Source organism: Faecalibacterium sp. Marseille-P9312, assembly GCF_902497445.1.
Taxonomy (GTDB): domain Bacteria; phylum Bacillota; class Clostridia; order Oscillospirales; family Ruminococcaceae; genus Faecalibacterium; species Faecalibacterium longum.
This window is the reverse complement of record NZ_CABVEW010000002.1, coordinates 44,439-69,637: the sequence shown is the minus strand read 5'-3', so window position 1 is coordinate 69,637 and position 25,199 is coordinate 44,439. Positions and strand designations below refer to the sequence as shown.

At 60.2% G+C, this 25,199-nt stretch carries 20 protein-coding genes; 7 read left to right on the top strand and 13 right to left on the bottom strand.

The genetic code is table 11. The features are described 5' to 3' along the window. Positions 1-12: 12 nt before the first annotated feature. The 4 genes from F3G95_RS01795 to F3G95_RS01780 all read right to left on the bottom strand — a co-directional run bounded on the left by F3G95_RS01795 (position 13) and on the right by F3G95_RS01780 (position 6,971). Positions 13-1,161 (bottom strand): MBL fold metallo-hydrolase, encoded by a 1,149-nt coding sequence (locus F3G95_RS01795; RefSeq protein WP_149793554.1) that lies wholly within the window; start codon positions 1,159-1,161, stop codon positions 13-15. Beyond that, on the bottom strand, positions 1,134-3,185 hold the full coding sequence (locus tag F3G95_RS01790) for a YgiQ family radical SAM protein (RefSeq protein ID WP_149793553.1): 2,052 nt from the start codon (positions 3,183-3,185) through the stop codon (positions 1,134-1,136). Before F3G95_RS01790 ends, F3G95_RS01795 begins: the two co-directional genes overlap by 28 nt. A gap of 69 nt (positions 3,186-3,254) precedes the next feature. After that, a complete protein-coding gene (locus tag F3G95_RS01785; RefSeq protein WP_149793552.1) occupies positions 3,255-6,152 on the bottom strand; it encodes a DNA translocase FtsK in 2,898 nt (965 codons plus the stop codon). A 132-nt stretch (positions 6,153-6,284) separates the two neighbouring features. Further along, positions 6,285-6,971, bottom strand: a complete 687-nt coding sequence (locus tag F3G95_RS01780) for an ATP-dependent Clp protease proteolytic subunit (protein ID WP_149793551.1) — start codon at positions 6,969-6,971, stop codon at positions 6,285-6,287. 263 nt (positions 6,972-7,234) lie between these two features. Between F3G95_RS01780 and F3G95_RS01775 the strand changes: the two genes are divergently transcribed. From F3G95_RS01775 to F3G95_RS01755, 5 genes are all read left to right on the top strand, one after another. Beyond that, the gene (locus F3G95_RS01775; RefSeq protein ID WP_149793550.1) at positions 7,235-7,876 is read left to right on the top strand and encodes a redox-sensing transcriptional repressor Rex; all 642 of its coding nucleotides are present in this window, start codon (positions 7,235-7,237) and stop codon (positions 7,874-7,876) included. Positions 7,877-7,954: 78 nt separating this feature from the next. Next, positions 7,955-8,557 (top strand): thymidine kinase, encoded by a 603-nt coding sequence (locus F3G95_RS01770; RefSeq protein ID WP_015565365.1) that lies wholly within the window; start codon positions 7,955-7,957, stop codon positions 8,555-8,557. A gap of 479 nt (positions 8,558-9,036) precedes the next feature. Further along, complete coding sequence (locus F3G95_RS01765; RefSeq protein ID WP_149793549.1) at positions 9,037-10,413, top strand: ABC transporter substrate-binding protein; 1,377 nt, start codon at positions 9,037-9,039, stop codon at positions 10,411-10,413. Positions 10,414-10,621: 208 nt separating this feature from the next. Further along, the gene (locus tag F3G95_RS01760; protein WP_149793548.1) at positions 10,622-11,548 is read left to right on the top strand and encodes a sugar ABC transporter permease; all 927 of its coding nucleotides are present in this window, start codon (positions 10,622-10,624) and stop codon (positions 11,546-11,548) included. Between the two features lie 11 nt (positions 11,549-11,559). Next, the gene (locus tag F3G95_RS01755) at positions 11,560-12,417 is read left to right on the top strand and encodes a carbohydrate ABC transporter permease (RefSeq protein WP_149793547.1); all 858 of its coding nucleotides are present in this window, start codon (positions 11,560-11,562) and stop codon (positions 12,415-12,417) included. A gap of 291 nt (positions 12,418-12,708) precedes the next feature. Here F3G95_RS01755 and F3G95_RS01750 read toward each other — a convergent pair whose 3' ends face one another. Beyond that, entirely contained in the window at positions 12,709-13,518 is an 810-nt protein-coding gene (locus F3G95_RS01750; protein ID WP_149793546.1) for an AraC family transcriptional regulator, read from the bottom strand. A gap of 130 nt (positions 13,519-13,648) precedes the next feature. Between F3G95_RS01750 and F3G95_RS01745 the strand changes: the two genes are divergently transcribed. After that, entirely contained in the window at positions 13,649-15,205 is a 1,557-nt protein-coding gene (locus tag F3G95_RS01745) for a glycoside hydrolase family 28 protein (RefSeq protein WP_149793545.1), read from the top strand. Positions 15,206-15,208: 3 nt separating this feature from the next. Further along, entirely contained in the window at positions 15,209-16,354 is a 1,146-nt protein-coding gene (locus F3G95_RS01740; RefSeq protein WP_149793544.1) for a glycoside hydrolase family 88 protein, read from the top strand. A gap of 67 nt (positions 16,355-16,421) precedes the next feature. Here the strand turns inward: F3G95_RS01740 and F3G95_RS01735 are convergent, their stop codons facing one another. The 8 genes from F3G95_RS01735 to F3G95_RS01700 form a co-directional block, all read right to left on the bottom strand. Continuing rightward, positions 16,422-17,507 (bottom strand): class I mannose-6-phosphate isomerase, encoded by a 1,086-nt coding sequence (locus tag F3G95_RS01735; RefSeq protein ID WP_149793543.1) that lies wholly within the window; start codon positions 17,505-17,507, stop codon positions 16,422-16,424. Between the two features lie 103 nt (positions 17,508-17,610). Continuing rightward, positions 17,611-18,891: a TRAP transporter large permease gene (locus F3G95_RS01730; protein ID WP_149793542.1), complete on the bottom strand. Its 1,281-nt coding sequence runs from the start codon at positions 18,889-18,891 to the stop codon at positions 17,611-17,613. Then, complete coding sequence (locus F3G95_RS01725) at positions 18,891-19,394, bottom strand: TRAP transporter small permease (protein WP_149793541.1); 504 nt, start codon at positions 19,392-19,394, stop codon at positions 18,891-18,893. Before F3G95_RS01725 ends, F3G95_RS01730 begins: the two co-directional genes overlap by 1 nt. A 91-nt stretch (positions 19,395-19,485) precedes the next feature. Then, positions 19,486-20,538 carry a C4-dicarboxylate TRAP transporter substrate-binding protein gene (locus F3G95_RS01720; RefSeq protein WP_149793540.1) on the bottom strand — a complete coding sequence of 351 codons (1,053 nt, stop codon included), beginning with the start codon at positions 20,536-20,538 and terminating at the stop codon, positions 19,486-19,488. Between the two features lie 253 nt (positions 20,539-20,791). Beyond that, positions 20,792-22,090 (bottom strand): extracellular solute-binding protein, encoded by a 1,299-nt coding sequence (locus F3G95_RS01715; RefSeq protein WP_149793539.1) that lies wholly within the window; start codon positions 22,088-22,090, stop codon positions 20,792-20,794. Then, positions 22,087-22,758, bottom strand: a complete 672-nt coding sequence (locus F3G95_RS01710; RefSeq protein ID WP_149793538.1) for a response regulator transcription factor — start codon at positions 22,756-22,758, stop codon at positions 22,087-22,089. The genes F3G95_RS01715 and F3G95_RS01710 overlap by 4 nt, the downstream gene beginning before the upstream one ends. Then, positions 22,755-24,089, bottom strand: coding sequence for a sensor histidine kinase (locus F3G95_RS01705; protein WP_149793537.1), 1,335 nt, complete (start codon positions 24,087-24,089; stop codon positions 22,755-22,757). Before F3G95_RS01705 ends, F3G95_RS01710 begins: the two co-directional genes overlap by 4 nt. Beyond that, entirely contained in the window at positions 24,086-25,051 is a 966-nt protein-coding gene (locus F3G95_RS01700; RefSeq protein ID WP_188117496.1) for a sugar ABC transporter substrate-binding protein, read from the bottom strand. The genes F3G95_RS01705 and F3G95_RS01700 overlap by 4 nt, the downstream gene beginning before the upstream one ends. Positions 25,052-25,199: the final 148 nt, after the last annotated feature.

Below are 25,199 nucleotides of genomic sequence, written 5' to 3'. Positions count from 1 at the left end.
TTGTCTATTTTGTTATTTGATGCAGCTCGAGCAGGGGCTGTAGCCTGCGGCCACGGCCTCATCATAGCTGGAGAAGAGGATCTGGTTCTTCTCCGCCGGGAGGTTGGCGCAGCTGGGCAGATGGAACTTTTTGCTGTTCACGTTGCCGATGTAGGCCTGCTGGGCCGTGCTGGACACTGCCGGGTCGGTGGGGTTCAGCTCAGCGTCGGTGGCGAAGTGTTCGGTGGCCACCGTGTAGTTCTGGCCGTCGCTGCCGATGGTGATGGTGCCTTGCAGGTCGGTGCGGTAGACGTCCACACCGGCGTCCCGCAGGATGCTTAACGTCTCCTCGTGGGGGTGGCCGTACTTATTGCCTGTGCCGCAGGAGATGACGCCCATTTCCGGCAGCACTGCGTTCAGAAACAGGTAGCTGGTGCTGGTGCTGGAGCCGTGGTGGCCCACCTGTAAGACATCCACCTTGAGGTTCGCGCCGCTGTTCACGAGGTCGCGCTCGGCGTCGGCCTCCATATCACCGGTGAGCAGGAAGCTCGTCGCACCGTAGTCGATGCGCAGGACGATGGAGGTATCGTTGGTGTCATCGTACTGCGCCACAGGGCCAAGCATGGTCACAGTGGCGCTGCCCAGCGCCCACTGGGTGCCTGCGGCAGGTACTTCGACCTGTAGGTTCTGCTGCTGGGTGTACTTGACAAAATCGTTGAAGCATTTGGTGCTGCCCTCGGTCACAGGGCTGTAAGCGTGCCCCGCCGGGAATTTTGCCATTACGGCGGCCAGACCGCCCACATGGTCTTCGTGAGCATGGGAGCAGAAGACATACTCCAGCTGCTCGACCCCCTGACTCTGCAAGTAGGAGACTACCAGACTGCCGTCGTCCACATTGCCGCCGTCGTAGAGCATGAACTGTCCGTCACACTCCACCAGCACGCTCAGCGCCTGCCCCACGTCGATGAAGTGCATCTGGAAGGCGGCGTCCTGCCCGTCGGAAGGCGTCGTTTCGGTCTGAGAAGCTGCCGGGTTCGGCATGACGTCACCGCTGCCTCCCGGGACGATGGAAGAGGTGTCACAGCCCACGAGGCCCAGCGCAAGGGCTGCGGCCAGTGCCAGCGCAGCGAGGCGGCTCATGAGCGTTTGAGAGGTCACTTTTTCTTTTTTGAAGTTTTCCACGATGTATTCTCTTTCTGTTGATTGCTTTTCGGTTTACGCGCAGGAGCCGAATGGGGCGCAAAACGCGCGCCGGGGCTGGGCTGACGGCCTGCCGGGCTGCGGCCCGCCGGGGCGGCGGAGTGGCTCTGCGGCTTGCCGCCCTTGCCTCTGGGCCGGACGGTGTAGGTGCCGTCGCCGTGGATGGTCACATCGGCGGCCTCGGCTCTGCGGGCCGAGCGCTGGACCGCAATGCGGCCCTCAGCGGGAACCAGCAGGGGGATGAGGTCTTCGCGGTGGGTCATTTTCAGCGCCTTGATGACCTTTTCGGCGTTGCGGGGCTCATAATACTGGAGCAGGGCGCGCTGAAGCGCCTTGCCCTCCGCGGTCTTTTCCACAAACACCGGCTTCAAGGTATAGGGGTCGAGGCCGGTGTAGAACATACAGGTGCTCACGGTGCCGGGCGTGGGATAAAAATCCTGCACCTGCTCGGGACGCATATGGTTCTTGTAGAGGTATTCGGCCAGATAGACGGCATCCTTGAGGGTGCTGCCCGGGTGGCTGGACATGAGATACGGCACGAGGTACTGCTTTTTTCCTGCCTTCCTGCTCAGCTCGTAGAACTTATCCTTGAACTTGTTGAAGGTCTCGATCGGCGGCTTCCCCATGTAGGCGAGGGTGTTGGGGGCGCAGTGCTCCGGCGCGACTTTCAGCTGGCCGGAGACGTGGTACTCCACCAGCTCCTTAAAGAAAGTGTCATCGGGGTCGGCCATCAGGTAATCGAAGCGGATGCCGCTGCGGATGAACACCTTCTTGACGCCGGGCAGCTCCCGGACGCGGCGGAGGATTTTCAGGTAATCGCTGTGGTCCACGATCATGTGGGAGCAGGTGGTGGGGGCAAGGCAGTGCTTGCCGCCGTTGCACATACCCCGCAGCATCTGCTCGCGGCAGGATGGGAAACGGAAGTTGGCGGTGGGGCCGCCGATGTCGTGGATGTAGCCCTTGAAATCCGGCTCGTGGGTCATCCGCTCTGCTTCGGCCACGATGCTGTCGGCACTGCGGCTGGTGACGCGTCGGCCCTGATGCAGCTGGATGGCGCAGAAATTGCAGCCGCCGAAGCAGCCGCGGTTCTGGATGATGGAGAACTGCACCTCGCGGATGGCAGGCACACCGCCCATGGCCTCGTAGATGGGGTGGTAGCGGCGGGTGTAAGGCAGAGCGTAGACCTTATCCAGCTCCCAGCGGACGAGGGGCTTTGCGGGGATGTTCTGCACGAGGTACTTCTCGCTCTGCTTCTGGACGATGATATTGCCGCTGACGACGTCCTGATTGTCCATCTGGATGCGGCAGGCTTTCGCATAGGCCACCTTATCGGAGGCGACCTTCCTGAAGCCCGCGCACTCCACATACCGCTCGGGCAGGTGGTCAAAGTCGGTCAGGTAACAGGTGCCGTCCACATCGGTGATGCTCTCCACCGGCTCCCCTGCCGCCAGACGGCGGGCAATTTCCACGGTCTGGTGTTCCCCCATGCCGAAGCTGATGATGTCCGCGCCAGAGTCCTCGGCGATGCTGGGCAGGACGGTGTCCAGCCAGTAGTCGTAGTGGGCAAAACGGCGGAGCGAGGCTTCCAGACCGCCCAGAATGACGGGCAGGTCAGGGTATGCCTGCTTGGCAAGTCTGGTGTAGACGGTGGCGCTGCGGTCGGGCCGTGCGCCGCCCTTGCCGCCGGGCGAATACTCGTCCTCCGCGCGGGGGATCTTTGCGACGGAATAGTGACTCACCATGCTGTCCACGTTGCCGCCGCCGATGAAGAAGCCGTACTTCGGCTTTCCGAACCGCTTGAAGTCCTCGCAGTCGGTGTAGCGGGGCTGAGCCAGCACGCCCACCTTGTAGCCCTCGGCTTCCAGCAGGCGGCTGATGATGGCGGTGCCAAAGCTGGGGTGGTCCACATAGGCGTCGCCGCCCACCACCACGAAGTCCAGCTGGTCCCACCCCCGGGCCTCCATGTCGGCCCGGCTGATGGGGAGAAATTCGGTGTAATGTTCCATAGTTATCCTTTTTCTTTCATGATGCCTGCCCTATACAGCAGGGCTCTATTGCTTCCGAAATCAAAAATTTTATTCATCCGGCTGATTCATCTGCATTTCCAGCCACTGCTGGCGGCTGATGAGGACAGCGCGGGGCTTTGCGCCTTCGTAGGGGCCGATGATGCCCTTTTCTTCCATCTCGTCCATGATGCGGGCGGCGCGGGCATAACCCAGCTTGCAGCGGCGCTGCAGCAGGCTGGTGGACGCCTGGCCGGCGTCGATGACCACCTCCACGGCCTGCTTGAGCATCGGGTCACTGCCGCCCTCCTCGTCGGAGTCGGCAGAACTGCTGCCCTTCTTGCCGTCCTGGATGGCGTGTTTTTCCATGGCCTCTATCATGGCCTCGTCGTACTGGACGGTGGCGCTCTTCTTGATGAAGTCCAGCACACGGCTGATCTCCTCATCCCGCACAAAGGTACCCTGGATACGGGTGGGCTTGGGTGCGCCCACGGGCATGAAGAGCATATCGCCCATGCCCAGCAGCTTTTCGGCACCGGCACCGTCGAGGATGGTGCGGCTGTCCACCTGACTGGACACGGCGAAAGCGATGCGGCTGGGGATGTTGGCCTTGATGAGGCCGGTGATGACGTCCACGCTGGGGCGCTGGGTCGCCACGATGAGGTGCATACCGGCGGCGCGGGCCTTCTGGGCGATGCGGCAGATGGAGTCCTCGACATCCTTGCCGACGACCATCATCAGATCGGCCAGCTCGTCGATGATAATGGCGATGTAGGGCATCTTCTCGAGGTTCGGGTCCGCTGCCGCCAGCTTATTGAAGGACTTGATGTCGCGGACGTTGTTCTCCGCGAAGAGGTGGTAGCGGCGCTCCATCTCCTGCACTGCGCCGCCCAGTGCGCCGGCCGCCTTGCGGGGCTCGGTGACGACGGGCATCAGCAGGTGGGGGATGCCGTTGTACTCAGCCAGCTCGACGACCTTGGGGTCGATGAGCAGGAGCTTGACATCCTCGGGGCTGGAGCGGAACAGCAGGCTCATGATGATGCTGTTGACGCAGACCGATTTACCGCTGCCGGTGCTGCCCGCGATGAGCAGATGGGGCATCTTGCACAGGTCGGCCACCTGGGCCACGCCGGCGATGTCCTTGCCCAGCGCAATCCCCATCGGCGAGGTCATCCGCAAAAAGCTCTGGCTCTCGAAGACGCTGCGGATGTAGACCGGCGTTTTCTTATGGTTCGGCACCTCGATGCCCACGGCAGGCTTGCCGGGGATGGGTGCCTCCATGCGGACATCGGCCACCGCCAGGTTCAGGGCGATGTCGTCCGCCAGCGAAGTGATGCGGCTTATCTTGACGCCCGCCATGGGCTGGACTTCATACCGGGTGACCGACGGGCCGCGGGAAATATCCAGCACACGGGTGCGGACGCCGAAGCTTTCCAGCGTGTCCACCAGCTTCTGGGCGTTGGCTTTCAGCTCGTCTTCCGCGCCGGAGTCGCTTTCCTCCGGGGCGCGCTCGAACAGCTCGATGGACGGGTACTGATACTGGAAACTCTCCTCCGTCTCGGCCTCTTCGGCGGGGGCGTTCGCGGCCTGCTCCTCGGAGACAGCAGGCTTTTCCATGGCGGCTGCCACCAGCGTATTCAGGTCTTTTTCCTCCACCGGGTCGCTGGTGATGCTGATCCAGCCGTCCTCATCCGGCTCAGAGCGGAACGCCACCGCATTCTCGGCGCTGACCGGCTGCGGGGCCGGTTCCGGAGTCGGGGTCAGATCATAGAGTGGGATGCCGAAGGAGAGCGGCGGCTCAGGCGCGGGCTGCTGTTCCGGCTCTTCTGCCGGGGCGGCGGGCGTGACGGTAGGTGTCACCGTCGGCTCGGGCTGGGCCGTGAAGAAATCCTCGGCGGCGGTATCCACAGCGTCCGGGACGATGGGAGTCACGGTGGCGTGGATGGGCGCACGGCGGAGCGGGTCCATGCCGAAGGTGCCGCCGGGGCCGAGGATGATGGGCTCGATGGGCTCACTGCCGCCCTCGGTGACGGTGGTATGGTCAGGGCCTAGATCAATATCAAAGGGCGCACGGGGCCGGGACTTTTCCACCTGTACAGGGGCAGGCTCGGGCTGAGGCGGGGTCTGCACTTCCGGTGCGGGCGCAGGGGCAGGCTCTGCCTGTTCGCCGCCCTGCATCACCTGATGGCCCCAGTGGAAGACGCCAGCCAGCCAGCCGGGAGGCTGGATATGGAAGGCGGGCGCGGCAGGCTCTTCGCCGCCGCAGCAGTCCTCGCCCGCTTCGTCTTCCGGCAGGTCGTCGTCATAGTCCTCGTATTCCTCTGCCGCGGCCTCCTCGGCGGCGCGTTCTGCCAGACGCTCGGCCCGGCGGGCGGCATTCTGCTCGTGGACGGCAAGGCCCTTTTCGTGGACGCTGCCGCCCACATTGCAGAGCCACTGCCAGCACTCGGCGGGCGTAACGTCAAAAATGTACAGGCTGGCGCAGGCCGCCAGCGCCGCCATGACCAGATTGGCGGCGGGTCTGCCGCAGAGCAGCAGGAGCGTCCCGCCCAGCACAGCGCCCAGCGCACCGCCCGAGAGCCATGCGCTCATACCATTATGATAACAGGCGGCAGTCATCTGCGCGGCGGTCTGGTCGGTGGGGATGTCAGAAAAGACGATGACCGTGCCGCTGGCGAAGATGAGCCCCAGCGTAAGCTTGGCGATATGGGGCAGCAGGTCTTCGCCCCGGGTGTAGAGGATGGCCAGATAACACAGCGCCGCGCCCAGCACGAAGCTTCCGCAGCCGAACACGCCGAACAGGACATCGTGCATCGTGCGCCAGGCCGAGCTGCCCGGCACGAAAGCCAGCGCCATGAGCACCAGCCCCGCAAACAGGGTGATGAGCCCCGCGGGCATCCGGTCCTGTGTCCGGTTCTTGCGGCGCGAGGCTGTGCTGCGCCCGGAGGTCTTGCGTTTTCTCTTTGCCATGTTTCCTAAAACCCGTTCCTTATTTTATATCATGAAGCAGGGCGCGCTCAGGGCGGCTCTGTCGGTGACGATGGAAGAATTTCGATACGACTCGATTCTTTCATTGTACCACGGGAAAAGTCAAATGGCAATTTATTTCCCCTCGATTTCTCGGTAGAGCCATGCCAGCGCATCCGACAGCCCGCCCAGCTCGTCGATGAGCTTTTCCCGCACGGCTTTTCGGCCATCCAGCACGGTGCCGACGTCCATGACCAGCTCGCCCGTGCGCATCATCAGCTCAGTATAGCGCTTCTCCGAGATGCCGCTGTGGGACGCCACAAAGCCGGTGATGCGCTCCTGCATCTGCTCGAACCAGCGCATGGTCTGCGGCACGCCCAGGATCATGCCGGAATGGCGGACGGGGTGGACCGTCATGGTGGCAGTAGGCACGATGAAGCTCCGCTGGGCGCTGACGGCCAGCGGGATGCCGATGGAGTGGCCCCCGCCCAGCACCACCGCCGCACTGGGCTTGGAGATGCTGGCGATGAGCTCCGCCAGCGCAAGCCCCGCCTCCACATCCCCGCCCACCGTATTGAGCAGGACCAGCAGGCCCTCAATGGCGGGGTCTTCCTGCACGGCCACCAGCTGGGGGATGACGTGCTCATACTTGGTGGTCTTCTGGCCCTGGGGCGCTTCCACATGGCCCTCCACCTGGCCGATGACCGTCAGGCAGTGGATGGCGTGAGCTCCCCGGGTGCGGTAAACGCTGCCCATATCCTCGATCTGCTCTTTTTCCAGCCGCTGCTGCTCCACGGGGATGTTCTTCTCTTCCTGTGACATTCTGCGCATCCTCCTTTTTGCTTCATTTCAGCTTGTCCGGCATTCCTGCCGGTTATACTTCGGTAAAGATTTCTTTTCTTTCTCAAAAAAATGTGCCAAATGGTTTGACATTCTCTCTTCGCGCTGTATACTTTATACTAGAGATAAGATTGTCAAATATGTATCATTATTGTACAAGAAAGTACAAATCTTTTGCCGGAGCACCCTGCCGCTGCGCACTTCTCCCCGGCAATGCTGCGGATAAAAAGAAAGGAGACCCCCCTATGAACACTCCCGGCAAAGCTTCTCTGCCCGTCATCAAGCGCCTGCCCAAATACTATCGCTACCTGCGCACCCTGAAGAACGACGGCATCACCAGCATCTCGTCCCGTGAGCTGGCCGCCCAGATGGGTACCACTGCCTCTCAGGTGCGGCAGGACTTCAACTGCATCGGCGACGTGAATGGCCGTCAGGGCATCGGCTACTCGGTGGAGAACCTGCTGAGCATCCTTGAGCATCTGCTCTTTGGCAACGGCGACCTCCTGCCCACCATCCTCATCGGCTGCGGCCGTCTGGGCAAGGCTGTGAGCCGCTTCATCACCACCGACACCAACGGCTACAAGCTCATCGCCGCCTTCGACAACGCCCCCGACGAGGTGGGCAAAGAGATCAACGGCATCCAGATCTTACACATTGATGAGCTGGAAGCTTTCTGCGCCGAGCACCACCCCGAGGTGGCTGTGCTCTGTCTGCCCCGCAGCGGCGCAGAGGAGATCAGCGGCCGTCTGGTGGCTCTGGGCATCCAGGGCTTCTGGAACTTCTCCCACTACGATCTGTCTGTCTCCTACCCCGACGTGGTGGTGGAGAATGTCCACCTCGGCGACAGCCTGATGAGCCTGGGCTACCGGCTGCGCAATCAGGACTGAGCAGATACGATCGATAATACAGGCCCTCTCCGTCAGGCTTTGGCTGAGAGAGTCCTTTCATGAGGAGACTTTTTCGATATGGCAAAGCTTTATTTCCGTTACGGCGCAATGAACAGCGGCAAGAGCACCGCGCTGATGCAGGTGGCTCACAACTACGAGGAGCAGGGGATGCGGGTGCTCATCCTCAAGCCGAAGGTGGACACCAAGGGCAGCGGCGACCTCGTGAGCCGTCTGGGCGTCCGCCGCCCTGCCGACCTGCTGGTGCCGCCGGACATGGACCTGGTGGAGGCCGTCCGGGCCGCCAGCAGCGAGGGCCGGCCTCTGGCCTGTGTGCTCTGTGACGAGAGCCAGTTCCTCACCGCAGAGCAGGCCGAGCAGCTGTTTATGGTGACGGTAGAGCTGAACATCCCCGTCATCTGCTACGGCCTGCGCTCCGACTTCTCCCTCAAGGGCTTCCCCGGCTCCACCCGGCTTCTGGAGCTGGCTCACACCATCGAGGAGATGAAGACCATCTGCACCTGCGGCCGCAAGGCCACCTGCAACTGCCGCAAGGTCAACGGCCGCTTCGTCTTTGAGGGCGAACAGGTAGCCATCGACCTTGAGAACGACGTCCAGTACGTCAGCATGTGTCCCCAGTGCTATTTCCGGGAGCGCAGCGCTTTCTACGCTGCCCGTCGGTGACTCTTTTCCCTGATTTTATGCCGTCCGCACGCCGGACGGCATTTTTGTATCTTTTCTGCATCCGTGATATATCAGTCGCGGCCCGATTCGCGCGTTTTTTGCGCTATTGATATATCAGCTCGGGGCCGGAACTTTCTGTTATCGTCGCTTTTGATGTATACAACGCTCTTTCAACAAATTTTGCCTCGGCTACAAAATTCTTGCAATTCAGGCCAATCTTCTCCTGTTGCATCCCAGTTTTCTATGCAAATCGTTGAAGTATACAAGTTGCACAGTTTTTCGGTCCAAGTTTATTCATTATGGCAATGACGTCAAAAGCGGGCAAAAAATAAGCGCAATATTTGTACGTTTTCTGCCGCTATCACTACAATTTGCATCTTTCTTTTTTTTCTTGCCTTTGGTATTATATTTGTATACAACGGATGCTTTGCAGAGGCGTCCGTGCAAGAAGATGTTTTCTACATAGGAGGAGAACGAAAATGAGCAAGGCAATTTCTCGTCGTGACTTTCTGAAGGTCTCTGGCGCTGTGGGTGCTGCCGGCCTGCTGGCCGCCTGCGGCGGCTCCAGCAACGCTGGTTCTACCGCCACTTCCACCGCTGCTTCTTCCGCAGCAGCTTCCGTGGCCGGCCTGTCTTCTGACCCCGTCACCCTGACCATGAGCTGGTGGGGCGGCGAGTCCCGTCACAACGCTTACCAGGAGGCCATCAAGGCTTTCTCTGCTGAGCACAGCACCATCACCGTCAACCCCACCTTCGCTGCATGGTCCGGCTGGGAGGACACCATGTCCACCAAGTTCGCAGGCGGCGTCGCTGAGGATGTCTGCCAGATCAACTGGAACTGGCTGTACAACTACTCCAAGAACGGCCAGACCTTCATCGACCTGAACAGCGTCTCCGAGTACCTGGACCTGACTCAGTGGGATGAGGCCAAGCTGGCTGCCTGCAACGTGGCAAACGCTCAGCAGTGCGTGCCTGTCTCCATGACCGGCCGTATCTTCTACTGGAACAAGACCACCTTCGACAAGGCCGGCATCTCCTTCCCCACCACTCTGGACGAGCTGATGGCTGCCGGCAAGACCTTCCAGGAGAAGCTGGGCGATGACTACTATCCCCTGCACCTGGGCGCATACGACCGTATGATCCTGATGGTCTTCTACCTCGAGTCCAAGTACGGCAAGGACTGGGCCGACCCCTCCACCTCCACCCTGAACTACGATGCCGACCAGATCGCTGAGGGCATCGACTTCATCAAGAGCCTGGTCGAGGGCCACGTCATCATGAGCCTGCCCACCTACTACGGCTCCAACGGCGACAACGCCGCTCACCAGTCCACCGAGTGGATCACCGGCAAGCTGGCCGGCTGCTTCGAGTGGGACTCCTCCGCTACCAAGTACGCTGACGCTCTGGACGAGGAGAACAAGGCTGGCTTCACCGTGGGCGAGGAGATCAAGTTCGGCGATTACAACGGCGGCTTCTCCAAGGTCTCCATGGGTCTGGCCATCACCAAGACCTGCGAGCATCCCGCAGAGGCAGCTACCCTCATCAACTTCCTGCTGAACGAGACCGCAGGTGCCGAGATCATGGGCTCCGAGTGCGGCATCCCCGCCTCCAAGGCTGGTCTGGCTGCTGCTCAGAGCGCCGGCAAGATCAAGGAGCTGGTGGCTGAGGCAAACGGCAAGGTCATGGCCTTCGTTTCCAACCAGCTCGACCCCCTGTTCGAGTCCAACGACCTGAAGGCTACCGGCACCGGCGTCTATCAGGAAGTGTTCGACACTCTGGATTACGACAATGTTTCCGGCGCTGACCTGGTCGATACCCTGCTGGACGGCATGGAGTCTGTCGGCTACACCGTCTGATTTCCGCCTCATGGACTTTTTGCGGCCCGCACACGCGCGGTGTTGACAACGGGCCGCCCCGCATAAAAGAGTCTTGCAAGGGGCATCCCTTCCACCTACGGACGGATGCCCCTTTTTTGCAAGACGGTGATGACATTTTTTTGACAAAAATGTGTCCAAACGATTGTGCGGCGTACGAGACATATCCTTATAAAAGGAGGATCCCCGGATGAAAGAAAGCAAAGCGCCCTCTCTCGGGCGTACCCCGGCCCAGAAGTTTTTTGACAAATGGCAGGGCCTGTTCTACCTGATCCCCTGGATCATCGGCTTCGTCGTCTTCAAGGCCATCCCGTTCGGCCAGTCTCTGTACTACAGCTTTACGGATATGGACTTCTTCAACGGCATCCATCAGTATGGCATCATGAACTATGTGGACGCCTTCTCCACTCCCAAGATCACCAAGGCGCTCATCACCACCTTCAAGTACAGCTTCATCACTGTGCCTCTGAAGCTGGTCTTCGCACTGTTCATCGCCTACATCCTGAACTTCAAGATCGCCTGCGTGAACGTGTTCCGCACCGTCTACTACATCCCCTCCATCCTCGGCGGCTCTGTTGCGATCGCCGTGCTGTGGAAGGCCGTGTTCCGTGATGACGGTCTGGTCAACACCCTCATCCGTATGCTGACCTTCGGCCACTTCCAGGGTCCTTCCTGGCTGAGCGACCCCAGCTACGCACTGTGGATCATCTGCTTCCTGCGTATCTGGCAGTTCGGCTCCGCCATGGTGCTGTTCCTCGCCGCTCTGAAGGGCGTGCCGGCCGACCTGTACGAGGCCGCCACCATCGACGGCGCTGGCAAATGGAAGCAGTTCTTCTCCATCACCGTCCCGATGATCACCCCCATCATCTTCTACAACCTGGTCACTCAGATCTGCCAGGCTTTCCAGGAGTTCAATGGCCCGTTCATCATCACCAACGGCGGTCCCCGCGGTTCCACCACCCTCATCTCCATTCTGGTCTACAACTACGCATTCAAGTCCAACCAGATGGGCATGGCTTCCGCACTGGCATGGATCATGTTCGTCATCGTCTGCATCCTGACGATCATCGCCTTCACCAGCCAGAAGAAGTGGGTCTACTACTCGGATGAAAGGTAAGGTGTGACAGTATGGGAATGAAAGCTTCTAACGCCATCGCGACGTTTTTCAAGTACTTCGTCCTGATCCTGGTGGGCCTCATCATGATCTATCCCCTGCTGTGGATGATCAGCGCCACCTTTAAGGACAACAGCGAGATCTTTGCAGGCATCGGCCTGTGGATCAAGAACCCCACTCTGGAGGGCTACAAGAACGCGCTGAACAACTTCGGCGGTTCCATCAACATCCTGCAGGCCATGCTGAACACTTACAGCTACGTCCTGCCCAAGGTCATCTGCACCGTGGTCTCCTCCTGCATTGCAGCTTACGGCTTTGGCCGCTTCGACTTCCCGGGCCGGAAGATCCTGTTCAGCATCATGCTGGCCACCCTGTTCCTGCCTCAGGTCGTCCTGAACGTGCCTCAGTTCCTGCTGTACACCAAGTTCGGCTGGGTCAACAGCCCGTTCTATCTGGCCATCTGGGTCCACTGCGCATTCGCAACTGAGACCTACTTCGTCTACCAGCTGGTGCAGTTCATGCGCAACGTCCCCCGCGACCTGGACGAGGCTGCCGCCATCGACGGCTGCTCCTCCTTCCAGACCCTGTACAAGGTCATCGTCCCGATGCTGATGCCCGCTCTGGTGTCCTGCGCACTGTTCCAGTTCATGTGGAGCTGCAACGACTTCATGGGCCCCCTGCTTTACGTCCAGACCCCTGCAAAGTACCCCATGTCCCTGTTCGTCAAGCTGTCCATGGACGGTGATACGGGCTTTGCCTGGAACCGTATTCTGGCCCTGTCCCTGATCTCTATCCTGCCGCAGCTCATCGTGTTCTTCTGCGCACAGGATCAGTTCGTCGAAGGTATCTCCGCCGGTGCTGTCAAGGGCTAAGCTGAAGCCCCCGCCGCTCGGATCATCCTGACAAACATGAATGCCCCCTGTGCCTCTTCCCATAGAGAGGACGCAGGGGGCATTTCTAATGTCAAAGGCTCTCCCCTTGGGAGAGCTGGCGCGTGAGCGCCTGAGAGGGCAAGGACGCTGACAAATATATGCAGGCGCTGCGATAATATCGTTTTAACAAAGAGCCTGCTTATCGCTGCGCAGCGGCTTTATCGAAGCTGGCTTGCCCTCTCCGTCACCTTCGGTGACACCTCTCCCAAGGGGAGAGGCTTTTTCAGGCGGTCACTTTCTGCTCTTCCGGTATTGCAGCGGCCCGACGCCCATCGTCTCCCGGAAGACGCGGCGGAAGTGGGCCGCAGAGGCGAAACCGGTCTGCTCGGCCACGCTGCCGATACTCAGCTCTGTCGTTTCCAGAAGCTTCTGTGCCGCCTCGATGCGGCGGGCGTTGATGTAGTCCACGATGGACTGTCCCGTCACCCGCCGGAACAGCCGGCTCAGATAGTAGGGCGAGATGTAGAACCGCGCCGCCACCTCGGTGAGGGAAAGCTTCTGCTGGTAGTTTGCCGCAAGGTAGGCGCAGATCTGCTCCACCGTCTCGTTGCGGGGGCGGGCGTCGGCGGCGCTCTGCGCCCGGTGCTCCTGCTCCACATAGTGGAGCGTCAGTGCCAGGTACAGCCCGCCGGGATACTCCGGCTCGCCCATGGCGCTCCGCATCATCTCCAGCAGCGTCCGCAGACGGCTGGCCCACTGGACGCTGCCGTAAAGGGCCATCTGGCTTCCCGGTGCAAAAAGGCGGAGGAAATCTTCGCCGGTGGCGTTCTTCATCTCGTGGAGGGCCGCCTGTGGGAAACTGCATCCCAGCATTTCCGGCTGGGTGTGGCCTGCCTGCGATACCGCCCACGCCCCCGGCCCCAGCAGCAGTGCGCAGCCGGGGCTGACCAGGAGCGACGTATCCCCGCACTGGACCGTGCAGCTGCCGCCCGAAAACAGAACGATATGGCACATCTCGGCAGGCAGCTCGAGCCGCCCGCCGGACAGCTTGAGCGCTCCCGCCGTGATCTTCGCGTTGAGTTTTTCCCGTTCGGCGCGCATCCGCCCTTCCCCCTTCTTGCCATGCCTGCCCCGCCGGGGCAGTGCTCTGATATTCTTATCTCCAGTGTACCATGCCCGCCCTCTGCGGGCAAGCCGCAAATCTACGCAAATAACTCAGGAGGCTGTAAAAATGAATCTGTCTCTCATCCGTTCCATGACCCGCAGCGCCGTCTTCGAGCTGGAAAACGGCAAGTGCTTCCGCCCGGAGCACCCCTTCGCCGTGGCTCTGAACGGCAAGACCATTTACGAAAACTGCAACACCAACGTGTTCTCCCTCTTCTCCCTGACTCCGTCCACCGCCTACACTGTGGAGGTGGACGCCGAGGGTGAGCACCTGAAACTGGATTTCACCACCGAGGCCGAGAGCTTCTTTGTGGACGCATCCCGCTACGGCCTCGTCGCCGACGGCGAGACCGACAACACCGGCAGGCTGCAGGCTGCTCTTTCCACCTGCCCCAGGGGCGGCACGGTATATGTCCCCGCTGGCCGCTACCGCACCGCCAGCCTCTTCATGAAGAGCTGCACCACCCTCTACCTCGAGAAGGGCGCTGTGCTGCTGGGCAACAACGACCGCACCCACTACCCCATCCTGCCCGGCGTCATCCCCAGCGAGAACGAAGTGGACGAATACTACCTCACCGGCTGGGAGGGCAACCCGCTGAACAGCTTTGCGGGCCTGCTGAACATCACGCAGGTGCATGACGTCGTCGTCACCGGTGAAGGTACGCTGGACTGCGACGCCCAGAACGGCGACTGGTGGATCGACCCCAAGGTCAAGCGCATCGCATGGCGTCCCCGCGCCGTGGCGATGGTGGACAGTGAGAACGTCTGCCTCCACGGCATCACCGTGCAGAACAGCTACTCCTGGACCATCCACCCCATCTTCGTCAAACACCTCGACCTGCTGAACTTCAACATCAACAACCCCTACAACGCCCCCAACACCGACGGCATCGACCCCGAGAGCTGCGAGTACACCCGCATCATCGGCGTGAACATCCACGTCGGCGACGACTGCATCGCCATGAAGGCCAGCAAGGTCTTCCTCGGCATGAAGCTCAAGAAGAGCTGCGAGCACACCGTCATCCGCAACTGCCTGCTGGACAAGGGCCATGGCGGCATCGTCATCGGCAGCGAGATGAGCGGCGGCGTCAAGGACATGGTGGTCACCCAGTGCCTCATGGACCACACCGACCGCGGCCTTCGCGTCAAGACCCGCCGCGGCCGCGGCAACACCGCCGTCATCGACGGTCTGGTGTTCCGCAACGTGGAGATGCGGGGCGTCAAGGCTCCCTTCGTCATCAATATGTTCTACTTCTGCGACCCGGACGGCCACAGCCCCTATGTCCAGTGCCGCGAGGCTCTGCCCGTGGACGAGTACACCCCGAAGCTCGGCACCCTGACCATGGAAGACATCGTGGCCACCGATGCACAGTTTGCGGGCTGCTACTTTGACGGCCTGCCCGAGCAGCCCATCGAGGGCGTCTCCATGAAGAACGTCACCATCACCTTCGACCCCGACGCCAAGGAGGGTCAGGCTGCCATGGCCGACAACCGCCCGCTGGTCAAGAAGCTGGCCATCTACGCCGAGAACGTCAAGAACATCGAGCTGCACAACGTCAAGATCGAGGGCTACGAGGGCGAGCGCCTGCGCTTTGCCAACGTCGGCCATTTTGAGGAGGACTAAGCCATGACTCATGAAGAGATTTTGTCCATGCTGGGCGATTATGTGGACTACCTTATCGCCAATTCCAGCGCCGAGGCCCCCATGTGGAACATCGAGAAGGTCCGCAGCGGCAAGCCCAACAAGTGGAACTACATCGACGGCTGCATGATCACCGCCTGCCTGAGCCTGTATAAGACTACCGGCGACGAGAAGTACCTGAAATTTTCCAGGGATTTCATCGACTGGTTCGTGCAGGAAGACGGCTCCATCAAGACCTACGACCCGAAGGAGTACAACCTTGACAACGTGAATCAGGGCAAAAACCTGTTCATCCTCTACGACATCTTCGGCGACGAGAAGTACCGCAAGGCCATCGACACCATCCGCAGCCAGCTGCTCACCCAGCCCCGCACCAGGGAGGGCAACTTCTGGCACAAGGACATTTATCCGTGGCAGGTCTGGCTGGACGGCACCTACATGGCCCAGCCCTTCTATATGGAGTACGAGACCCGCTACAACAAGATGCAGGGCTGCATCGACAGCTATAAGCAGTTCATGAACATCAAGAAGCACATGAGGGATGAGAAGACCGGCCTGTACTACCACGGCTACGACGAGAGCCGCCAGATGTACTGGGCCGACCCCGTCACCGGCTGCAGCCCCAACTTCTGGCTGCGGGCCATGGGCTGGTTCATGGTGGCGATGGTGGACGTGCTGGAGCGGATGGACGAGCAGCTCTACAACGAGTACCGCGGCATCATGGCGATGCTCAAGCAGACCATCGAGGACGTCCACAAGTTCCAGGACGAGGAGACCGGCATGTTCTGGCAGGTGATGGACCACCCCGGCGTCGAGGGCAACTACCTCGAGACCAGCGGCACGGCCCTCTTCGCCTACGCGGTGCTCAAGGGCGTGCGTCTCGGCTACCTGCCCAAGCGGATGGCCGCATGGGCCGAGAAAGCCTTCTACGGCACCTGTGACAAGTATCTGAGCAAGAACCCGGACGGCAGCCTGCAGCTGGATGGCATCTGCCTCGTGGCCGGCCTCGGCGGCAAGGACCACCGCGACGGCTCGCTGGCTTACTATTTCAGTGAGCCGGTGGTCTGCAACGACGCCAAGGGCGTCGGCCCGCTGGTGCTGGCCTATACCGAGATGATCGCACGGAAGTGACCTCTTCCCTATAGCAAAAGACCTCCGCCGCCTTTCAGGGCTGCGGAGGTCTTTTTTACATTGGAATTTATTTTTTCTCTTCAGGGCCAAAGAAATGCAGGACCCTCAGCGGAGCCTCCGCATACAGTGTAAATCTTCCCGTTCCAGCGGGGACAAAGAGCTGGTCGGTCTTTTTCAGAGGCAGGCTGCGGCCGTTTGCGCTCAGGGTCCCTGCGCCTTCCAGCACATAGATGCCGCTGCCGCGGGGCGGGCAGTCCACCGTCAGGGTGTCGGAGACCTTTACTTCGTCCAGACGGAAGAGCGGCGTATTGCGATAGCCCACCAGCGTCGTGATGCTTCCGCCCGCCGTTTTCAGCACCGTTTCCGGTTCGATGAACCAGCGGTCGTGGATCTCCTCGCGGCTGTGCGGCTCATAGTGGAAGCATTCGAACATCTTTTCAAAGCCAAGCCCCTGATGGCACATACTGTCGGCCACGGCAAAGCCGCTGGGCGTCGTGCGCTCCACCCGGATCGTATAATCCGTCGGCTCCTGGATCTCCACGAGGAAGCAGCCCGCGCCGATGGCGTGGGGCATCCCGCCCTCGATCAGGATGGTGTCGCCCGGATGCACCGGGTATTTCTGCATCCCGGCCAGCATCCCGGGAATATCCTGTGCGTGGAACAGCGCTTCCCACCGCGCGCGGGTCATGTCCGGCTGGAAACCGTAGTAGATGCAGGGCTCTTCGCCATTCACGGGGTGGCCGCTGAGGATGTGCCAGCACTCGGTCTTGCCGTACTGGCTCTGGAACAGCCGCAGGGCCGTCGGCTTGTCGGGATGCACCTGCAAGGTCAGGCGCTCGGCGCTGTCGATGAGCTTGGTCAGCACGCCGAGGGTGGGCTGCGCTGCGCCTTTGCCGAGATAGCCCTCCGTATCGCTTTCCAGCACCGATTTCAGGGTGACGTCGGTGCCGCGCAGGTGGCTCATACCCTCTTCGGGGAACTGCTCCCGTCCGGCGTTGCGGGCGGCGACGGTGGAAAGTATCCACTCTTCGGGGAAATGCCCGTCCTCGCCGTCGGTGTCACCGTGCAGGGCGTCCAGCATCCGGCCTCCCAGATAGGTGCGCCACGCACGGGGGTTATCCAGCAGGAAAGGGAAATCTGTTGTCGGCTTCATAAAGACCTCCATAAAAGGCACAGAGCCTGCCTTTCCAAGGCAGGAAAGACAGGCTCTGCTTTATTATTTGATAGAAGAATCAGAGAGATGTGGAACGCTTGATTTAAGCACCGTACACGAGGTTCGGCAGGAAGAGCACCGCCTGCGGGAAGAATATCATGAACAGGATGACACACACGATCGCAAGGTAGAAGGGCCAGCCTTTCTTGAAGGTCTCCTCAATGGGACACTCCATGATGTCAGACACGGCATACAGCGCGGTGCCGACAGGGGGAGTCATGACGCCGAAGGTGACGGTGGTCATCATGATCATGCCGAACACGACTTCGTTGACGCCGATGCTGCGCATGACGGGCAGCAGGATGGGGGTCAGGATCAGGGCGATAACGGTGGTCTCCATGAACATACCGCAGATCAGCAGGAAGACGACGACCAGCAGCAGCAGGATCGCGCTGTTGCTGGTGATGCCCAGCAGAGCGTTTGCAATGGTGACAGTGATGTTATCGAACACGATGCCGTAGCCGAACACGCCGGAGAACGCCAGAATGATGGTGATGACGGTGATGTCCTTCACGCTGTCGCGCAGGGTCTGCAGCAGGCTCTCCCAAGTCAGCTCGTGGTAGAACACGGTGCCGACCAGCAGGGCGTATGCGCAGGCAAAGGAGCCGGACTCGGTGGGGCTCATGATGCCGAAGCGGATCAGGACGATCAGCAGGACAGGGAACAGAATGGCCCAGATACTATCCAGCAGAGCCTTCAGGATCTCAGACAGCGGAGCCGGATGGTCATGCTCGGGCTTGTAGCCGAAGCGGCGGGCGCTCCAGGTGACGGCCAGCATCAGCAGCACACACATCAGGATGCCGGGGACCCAGCCAGCCATGAACAGACGGCCAATGGACACCTCGCCGACGGTGCCGTAGATGATCAGGCCCATGCTCGGCGGAATGGTGGCGACGATCAGGCCGGACAGGCCGTTGATGGCGGCAGACCAGCCGCGGTCGTAGCCCAGACGGGTCATCTCAGGTCCGAGGATGCGGCACTCCATCGAAGCATCTGCAACCGCAGAACCGGAGACGCCGCCCATCAGGGTGGACATCAGGCAGGAGACCTGACCGATGTTGCCGTACATATGGCCGGTGCAGGCGTTGGCAAAGCGCATCAGGCGCTTGGTGATGCCGCAGCTGTTCATCAGGTTGCCGGCCAGAATGAACAGGGGGATGGCCAGCATGGTAAAGCTCTGAGAAGTGGAAATGGATTTCTGCACCAGAACGGTCATAGGCAGGTCGCGGATCATAAAGAACGAGAAGCCCGACAGACCGATGGAGAATGCCACGGGCATACCCAGCAGCAGAAACACAAAGAAGATACCGATTGCAATAAACATTAGCCGACGTCCCTCCCTGCTTCGTGTTTGACTTCCTGACCAGCGGGCGTCTTGACGCGCTCAATAATGTTCAGGATGGTGGAGATGAGCATAAAGAAGGAGCCGACAGGCACAGCCATCGTGACCCAGCCGTAGCTGATGTGCAGAGAAGTGATCTGACGTGCCCAGCCGGTGGTGGTCATGCCGTAGCCGTAGTAGATCAGCACGCAGAGGAACGCTGCGATGATGACCTTGAACAGGATGTCCAGAACCTTCTGCACACCGGCGGGGAACTTCTTGACGAACAGATCAACACCGATCAGGCCGGAACCGCGCATTGCGACATCGCTGCCGAGGAAGATCAGCCATGCGAAGGCGATCAGTGCAACGTCCTGTGCCCAGTTCAGCGGATGGCCAAAGGTACGCATCATCGCCGAAACAAAGACGAGGACCGCAATGCCTGCAACCAGGATCAGAGCGATCAGCTCTTCCAGCTTACAGACTTTTTCATAAAATTTCTTCATAGAAAGTCGTCCTTATTCACAATACCTCCTGCACAGCGAGCTGCCATGCAGGAGGACATTTACGTTATGGTCGATTCAGCTTTTTAAGGGATCAGGCCTCGACGCCGGCTTCCTTGTACAGCTGCTCGCGCAGCTCGGTCCAGCCCAGCTTCTCGTATGCGGGCTTGACAGCCTCACGGAAGATGTCCTTATCGACCTCGACGATGGTCATGCCGTTGTCGGTCAGGGTCTTCTCCATGTCAGCCTGAGCAGCGATGATGTCCTGAGCATTGTTGTATGCGCAGTCGTTGAAGTCCTTCTTCATGACTTCCTGATACTCAGCGGGCAGCTTGTCGAACCATGCCTGACCGCAGATGACCATGTTGAACAGGTTGATGTGCTCGGTCTTGCTGACGTACTCGCAGACCTCGTAGATCTTGCTGGAAACAGCAGAGGTGTACTGGACTTCGCAGCCGTCGATGGACTTGGTCTGGATGCCGTTGTAGACCTCAGACCATGCGATGTTGTACGGGGTAGCGCCCATAGCGGAGATGGACTCAACGTACGGGTCAGCACCGGGGGTGCGGATGACAGCGCCCTTCAGATCGGCGGGGGTTTTGTAAGGCTTGTGGCCCATGAAGGAACGAGCACCGTCGTAGTAGTTGTAGCACAGGCCGCAGATGCCGTTGTTGGCCAGGTCAGCGTCCCAGCCCTTGAAGGTGTCGGTAGCCATCAGCTTCATGCCGTCCTCGTAGTTGTCCACGATGTAGGCCATGTTCATGATGCCGATGTCGTTGACGTAGCTGGACAGACGGCCTGCGTCGGTCAGGACGGCGATGCCCATGCCCTGCAGAGCCTGGTCGATCATGTCTTCCTCACCGCCCAGCTGGCTGGAAGGATAGATGGTGACCTTCACATGGCCGTCGGTGTCCTCAGCGACCTTGTCGGCAGCAGCCTGCAGGCCCTGATAGATCATGGAAGTATCGGTCTGGGTGGTGGAGAGCTTCAGCTCAAAGACCTCACCGGATGCAGCAGAACCAGCAGTGGAGCCGGAAGCAGCAGTGCCGGCAGTAGAAGCGGAAGAACCGCCGCAGGCGGTCAGGGCAGCAGTTGCAGCCATAGCGCCGCAGACAGCGAGAAACGAACGACGAGAAATCTTCTTCATGTGATTTTTCCTCCTGATTTTTCCAAACAGATCTTGCTCTTCTCGGATGAGCCTCGCGCAGGCCCATCTGATTTTCATGGCTTTATCATACCATGTTCATGTCCTGTTCACAGCTGTAGAATGTCACAAGCAGAATATGACATTCCACCAAACAAAGCATGACAAATGTCACTTCTTTCGTCAAATAGCCGAATAAAAGCCCGCTTTTATGCAGCAGTTTGCACAAAAGCGGGCTTTCTGCGTGGATTTTTTGTCAGCTTGTCAATGTGACGTCGAGCTGCTGCTGAATTTGCAGCAGCTGCAATTCAAAGTTCTTGTCTGCCGACATGGCCTCGGTGATCAGGCGGTCGGCGCTCTCCATCGCCTGATGATACCGCGCAAAGCGGGGCGTGGCAAGCGTATCCTCCATGATGGTAGGCAGAGTAGACATTCCGCGGGAGGCGGTGTCCTGCGAGTCCAGCTGAAGCAGCCGGGCGACCTCATCCGATTCCGTCACACTGTGCAGGGCGGACACGCCGCTCAACTCGGTGTAGACCATCGTCTGCATCTCCTCCGTGCAGGCAATGGTCTTCAGCAGCTCCCACGCCAGCCGGGAGTGCTCTGTGCGCTGGCTGATGCCCAGCATGAGGGTGCTCAGCCGGGAGTAGTTGCCGCCGCCGACGCTTGTGCCGCTGGGCATGGCGATGCAGTCCCACTCAAAGTTCGACGAGCGCTTGATGCGCCACGGATACGGCTCATAGCTGCGGTACTCGGAAAAGAGCATCGGGCGGAACGCCACTCTGCCCTCGTCGAAGGTCTTTTCGCTCAGATCCGTTCCGGCGTTGAGCTGGTAGATCTTCCGCGCAAACTGCATGGCGGACTCCTGCGCGCTCTGGTTCAGCAGGCAGTGCTGGCCGTCCTCACTGAACAGCGAACAGCCGTTGGCCACCAGCGCCTCTTCCCAGCCGTAATCGTAGACGCCGAACTGGTCAACGATGCCGTCCCCGTCCGTGTCTCTCGTCAGCTGCTCACACAGGCTGTAAAACTCATCCCACGTCCAATCGTTATCCGGGATGCGGATGTGCTCTTTCTGCAAGAGCGTCTTGTTGATGAACATCATCTGCGGCACGCATTCCAGCGGCAGCGCATACTGTTTTCCCTTGTCGGCTCCGGCCTGCAATGCCGCCGGGTAAAAGCCGCTCAGATCCGCTTCCGGGTCTTGCTTCATGAACGGATCCAGCTCCCGCAGGGAAGCTGTATCGCTGAAAATCACAAAGTCCTCGGGAAGGATCACCATCACATCCGGCTCCTGCCCCAGCAGGTACTGGCCGCTGAGCCATTCGGTGTAGTCTTCGACCCGGATGCCGCTGGTGTACTCGACTTTCACGTTGGGGTGCTCTGCCTCAAACTTTTCAATGGCGGCGTCAATAAAGGTATAGTAGTTCTCGCCCGGGACATTCCAATAGCTGTCACACGGGAAGCCGATGTGCAGCACCACCGGACGGCTGGCAGCCGCCAGAATGATGACCGCCGCCAGCAGAAAGGGCAGCGCGGCTTTCCAGTACCGGCTCATACGTCTGCCTCCGGCTGGCTGTTCTGGTTCTGCACCGCCCAGATGGCCAGCTGGGTGCGGTCACGGAGTTCCAGCTTGCGCAGGATGCTGCTGATGTAGTTGCGCACCGTGCCTTCGGAGAGATAGAGTCTGCCCGCGATCTCCTTGTTGGAGAGGCCGCAGCCCACCTCGCGGATGACCTGCCGCTCCATCTTGGTCAGCTCCAGCGCATTCTTTTTGTTCACGCGCACCTGCACGTCGCCCTGTGCCATGCGGGAGAACATCTGCAAGACCTTGGACGCCACATCCGGGGCGATGATGGAGCCGCCCCGCGCGGCCTCCCGCACGGCGTTGGTCAGGCCGTCCACCGAGACGCCCTTGAGCAGGTAGCCGGAAGCGCCGTACCGCAGAGCGTCAAACACATAATCGTCATCGTCAAAGGTGGTCAGGATGATGACCTTGATGCCCGGAAACTCCTGCTTGATGCGGCGGGTACACTCCACGCCGTCCATCTCGGGCATCCGAATGTCCAGCAGCACCACGTCGGGCTGCTTTTCCTCCACGAGTTCCAGCGCTTCACGGCCATTGGCGGCTGTACCCACCATCTCAATGTCTTCCTGCCTGCTCATCACAAAGCTGAGGCTCTGACGGATCAGTTCCTGGTCGTCGGCCAGAAGCACCTTTATCATACCGTTTCCTCCTGTTTCCTCTTTTCACTGCCCGGGGTCTTGCGCAGCGGGATCTCTGCCCGGATGCAGAACCCGTCGCTGTTCTCATACCAGAACGTGCCGCCTAGCATGAGCATCCGCTCCTGCATATGCTGCAGGCCAAAGCCCGGCGTCACGCTCTTGCAGCCGATGCCGTTGTCCCTCACCGACACTTCCAGCACGCCGTCCTCGATATGGCACCGCACCTGGACACGGGTGGCGTGGCCGTGGCGGATGGCGTTGGTGATGCCCTCCTGCACGGTGCGGTAGACGCAGTCTTCCTCATCCTGCGAGAGCGTCAGCCCGGCCAGCGACTCTTCCAGCTGGATCTGCGTGCCGCTGCTCTGCGCCATGCTGGTACACATCTTGTTGAGCGCACCCGAGAGGTTTTCTTTTTCCAGCGAGTCCGGTCGCAGTGCCTTGACCGAGCGCCGGACATCGTTCATTCCGTTGCGGGCGGTGTCGGCTATCAGCTCCATCTGATGCCGTGCCATCTCGGGCGAGTCGTCCATCATCTGGATGCAGGCATCTGCGCCCGCTGTGATGCCCGTGAGCACATGGCCTAACGTGTCGTGGATCTCGCGCGCAAGGCGGTTGCGCTCCTGCACCTGTGCGGTGTGGGCGCTCTCCTCGGCGTAGATGCGCAGCTGCTCGTTGGCCTGCTGCAGCTGCTGGTTCAGGTTCAGGATCTCCTGTTTCTCGCTGGTCTGCTGGCTGATGAACAGCACCATGTACAGAATGAAGAGTATCATTTCCAGCGCCGACAGGCTCTCGATCACCAGCTGCAGGACGCTGCGGGTGTGCAGGCTGTAAAAAGCCAGGTATTGCTTCAGCGTCACGGCATGGAGGGCGCTGGTGGCGGCGTCCATGTTGCAGAAAAGGTACACCACGATCATGGCGCTCAGAAAGCGCTTCTGCCGGAGAGAGCGCGGGTCGTCCACCATATCCACGATCGCAAACAGAGCGATCTTGTCGCAGTTCTGCTGGAAGATCAGCGCCGAGGCACTGTACAGCACGCCCTCCAATAAATATAACTGCCAGCTGCTGCGGGAGAGAAAGCCGCTGTCCACCTCATGGGAGCACTTGCTCAGGATGGTGCCCACCGCTGCCAGCATCACGCCCAGGGCAAGCACACCGGGGCGGTACGGCAGCCATTGCAGCTGCTGCAAAAACGAGTCTGCACGGCCAACTCTCACCGCGTAGAGCGGCGTGATGATCTGCACCGCAAAGATGAGCAGGATCAGAAACACCGTCAGCCACTCAATGGCATGGTAGAGCACCCGGAGACCGATGGACAAATTATCAGTTTTCATTGCCAGCCCTCCGTGCCGTAGCGCAGAATATCCTCCTGCGTGATCTGATTTACCGGCACCACGATGTTGGTCAGGTACGGCTTGCCCTCCAGGATCTCGTACACCACCTCTGCCGCCATCCGTCCGATGCGGAGGGGCGACTGTGCCGAGGTGGCCGTCATCAGCCCTTCGGAGATCAGGGCTTTCGCCTCCGGTGAGCCGTCCACGCTGTAAACCAAAGTGGACGAGAGCACGCCCTTTTCTTCCAGCGCCGCCATTGCGCCCAGGGCCGCCTGCTCGTTGACGGCCATCACGACGTCAATGCGCGGGAATGTCTCCAACAGCTGCACCATCGCGCGCATGGCACGGTTCAGCTCACCGCCGCAGTCCCGCAGCTCCAGGATCCGGTAGTCGTTGCCGCTTTTGGTCAGGGTCTGGCAGAAGCCCGAAAGTCTGTCCCAGCTGGAGAACGAATCCGAGTTGGACAGCAGCACGATGCGGGCGTTCTTGGTCTGGCTGATGAGGTGGCGGGCGTCCAGCAGACCGGCACCGTAGTTGTTGGAGGTGATGGTGCAGGTGACAAGTTCGGGGTCGTCCACCTTGGAGTCGATGAGGATGACCGGCACACCCTTTTCCCTCGCCTTTTCCAGCGCAGGCGTCACGCCCACATAATCCACCGGGTTCACGATGAGCAGCTCAATGCCCTTATTGAGCATATCCTCAATCTCCTGATTCTGCCGCTCCTGGTCTTGCCCCGGGTCGCGCACCAGGAGCAGATCGCCGTTGCTCTTGATCTGCATCTGGATCTCATCGTTGATGGTCTCATAAAATGGGTCACTCAGGGTCGTATACGTCGCCCCGATCATCCGCGTATGAGTCGGCAGACGCACCGCGTCGATAAACTTTCCCTGCACCCAGATGCCCACTGACACCGCAACCACCAGCATCAGCAGCCCCGCCAATGTCCGCCGAAACAGCTCCATCTGCATCCCTTCCTTCCGGCTAATAAGTGGCTTTATTATAGCCCAGTTTCCCGCTGGCGACAAGGGCAAGTTTTTCGGTACACCGTCTCCCCTTCATCTTGACAACCACACGGCGGCAGGGTATGCTTTAACCATCCAACCACATCTG

Coding starts and splice junctions, on each gene's coding strand:
- F3G95_RS01765 (WP_149793549.1), top strand. CDS start 9,037: ATGAGCAAGGCAATTTCTCGTCGTGACTTTCTGAAGGTCTCTGGCGCT.
- F3G95_RS01705 (WP_149793537.1), bottom strand. CDS start 24,089: ATGAAAACTGATAATTTGTCCATCGGTCTCCGGGTGCTCTACCATGCC.
- F3G95_RS01750 (WP_149793546.1), bottom strand. CDS start 13,518: ATGCGCGCCGAACGGGAAAAACTCAACGCGAAGATCACGGCGGGAGCG.
- F3G95_RS01760 (WP_149793548.1), top strand. CDS start 10,622: ATGAAAGAAAGCAAAGCGCCCTCTCTCGGGCGTACCCCGGCCCAGAAG.
- F3G95_RS01725 (WP_149793541.1), bottom strand. CDS start 19,394: ATGAAGAAATTTTATGAAAAAGTCTGTAAGCTGGAAGAGCTGATCGCT.
- F3G95_RS01785 (WP_149793552.1), bottom strand. CDS start 6,152: ATGGCAAAGAGAAAACGCAAGACCTCCGGGCGCAGCACAGCCTCGCGC.
- F3G95_RS01715 (WP_149793539.1), bottom strand. CDS start 22,090: ATGAGCCGGTACTGGAAAGCCGCGCTGCCCTTTCTGCTGGCGGCGGTC.
- F3G95_RS01720 (WP_149793540.1), bottom strand. CDS start 20,538: ATGAAGAAGATTTCTCGTCGTTCGTTTCTCGCTGTCTGCGGCGCTATG.
- F3G95_RS01790 (WP_149793553.1), bottom strand. CDS start 3,185: ATGGAACATTACACCGAATTTCTCCCCATCAGCCGGGCCGACATGGAG.
- F3G95_RS01740 (WP_149793544.1), top strand. CDS start 15,209: ATGACTCATGAAGAGATTTTGTCCATGCTGGGCGATTATGTGGACTAC.
- F3G95_RS01735 (WP_149793543.1), bottom strand. CDS start 17,507: ATGAAGCCGACAACAGATTTCCCTTTCCTGCTGGATAACCCCCGTGCG.
- F3G95_RS01775 (WP_149793550.1), top strand. CDS start 7,235: ATGAACACTCCCGGCAAAGCTTCTCTGCCCGTCATCAAGCGCCTGCCC.
- F3G95_RS01745 (WP_149793545.1), top strand. CDS start 13,649: ATGAATCTGTCTCTCATCCGTTCCATGACCCGCAGCGCCGTCTTCGAG.
- F3G95_RS01730 (WP_149793542.1), bottom strand. CDS start 18,891: ATGTTTATTGCAATCGGTATCTTCTTTGTGTTTCTGCTGCTGGGTATG.
- F3G95_RS01700 (WP_188117496.1), bottom strand. CDS start 25,051: ATGGAGCTGTTTCGGCGGACATTGGCGGGGCTGCTGATGCTGGTGGTT.
- F3G95_RS01780 (WP_149793551.1), bottom strand. CDS start 6,971: ATGTCACAGGAAGAGAAGAACATCCCCGTGGAGCAGCAGCGGCTGGAA.
- F3G95_RS01710 (WP_149793538.1), bottom strand. CDS start 22,758: ATGATAAAGGTGCTTCTGGCCGACGACCAGGAACTGATCCGTCAGAGC.
- F3G95_RS01755 (WP_149793547.1), top strand. CDS start 11,560: ATGGGAATGAAAGCTTCTAACGCCATCGCGACGTTTTTCAAGTACTTC.
- F3G95_RS01770 (WP_015565365.1), top strand. CDS start 7,955: ATGGCAAAGCTTTATTTCCGTTACGGCGCAATGAACAGCGGCAAGAGC.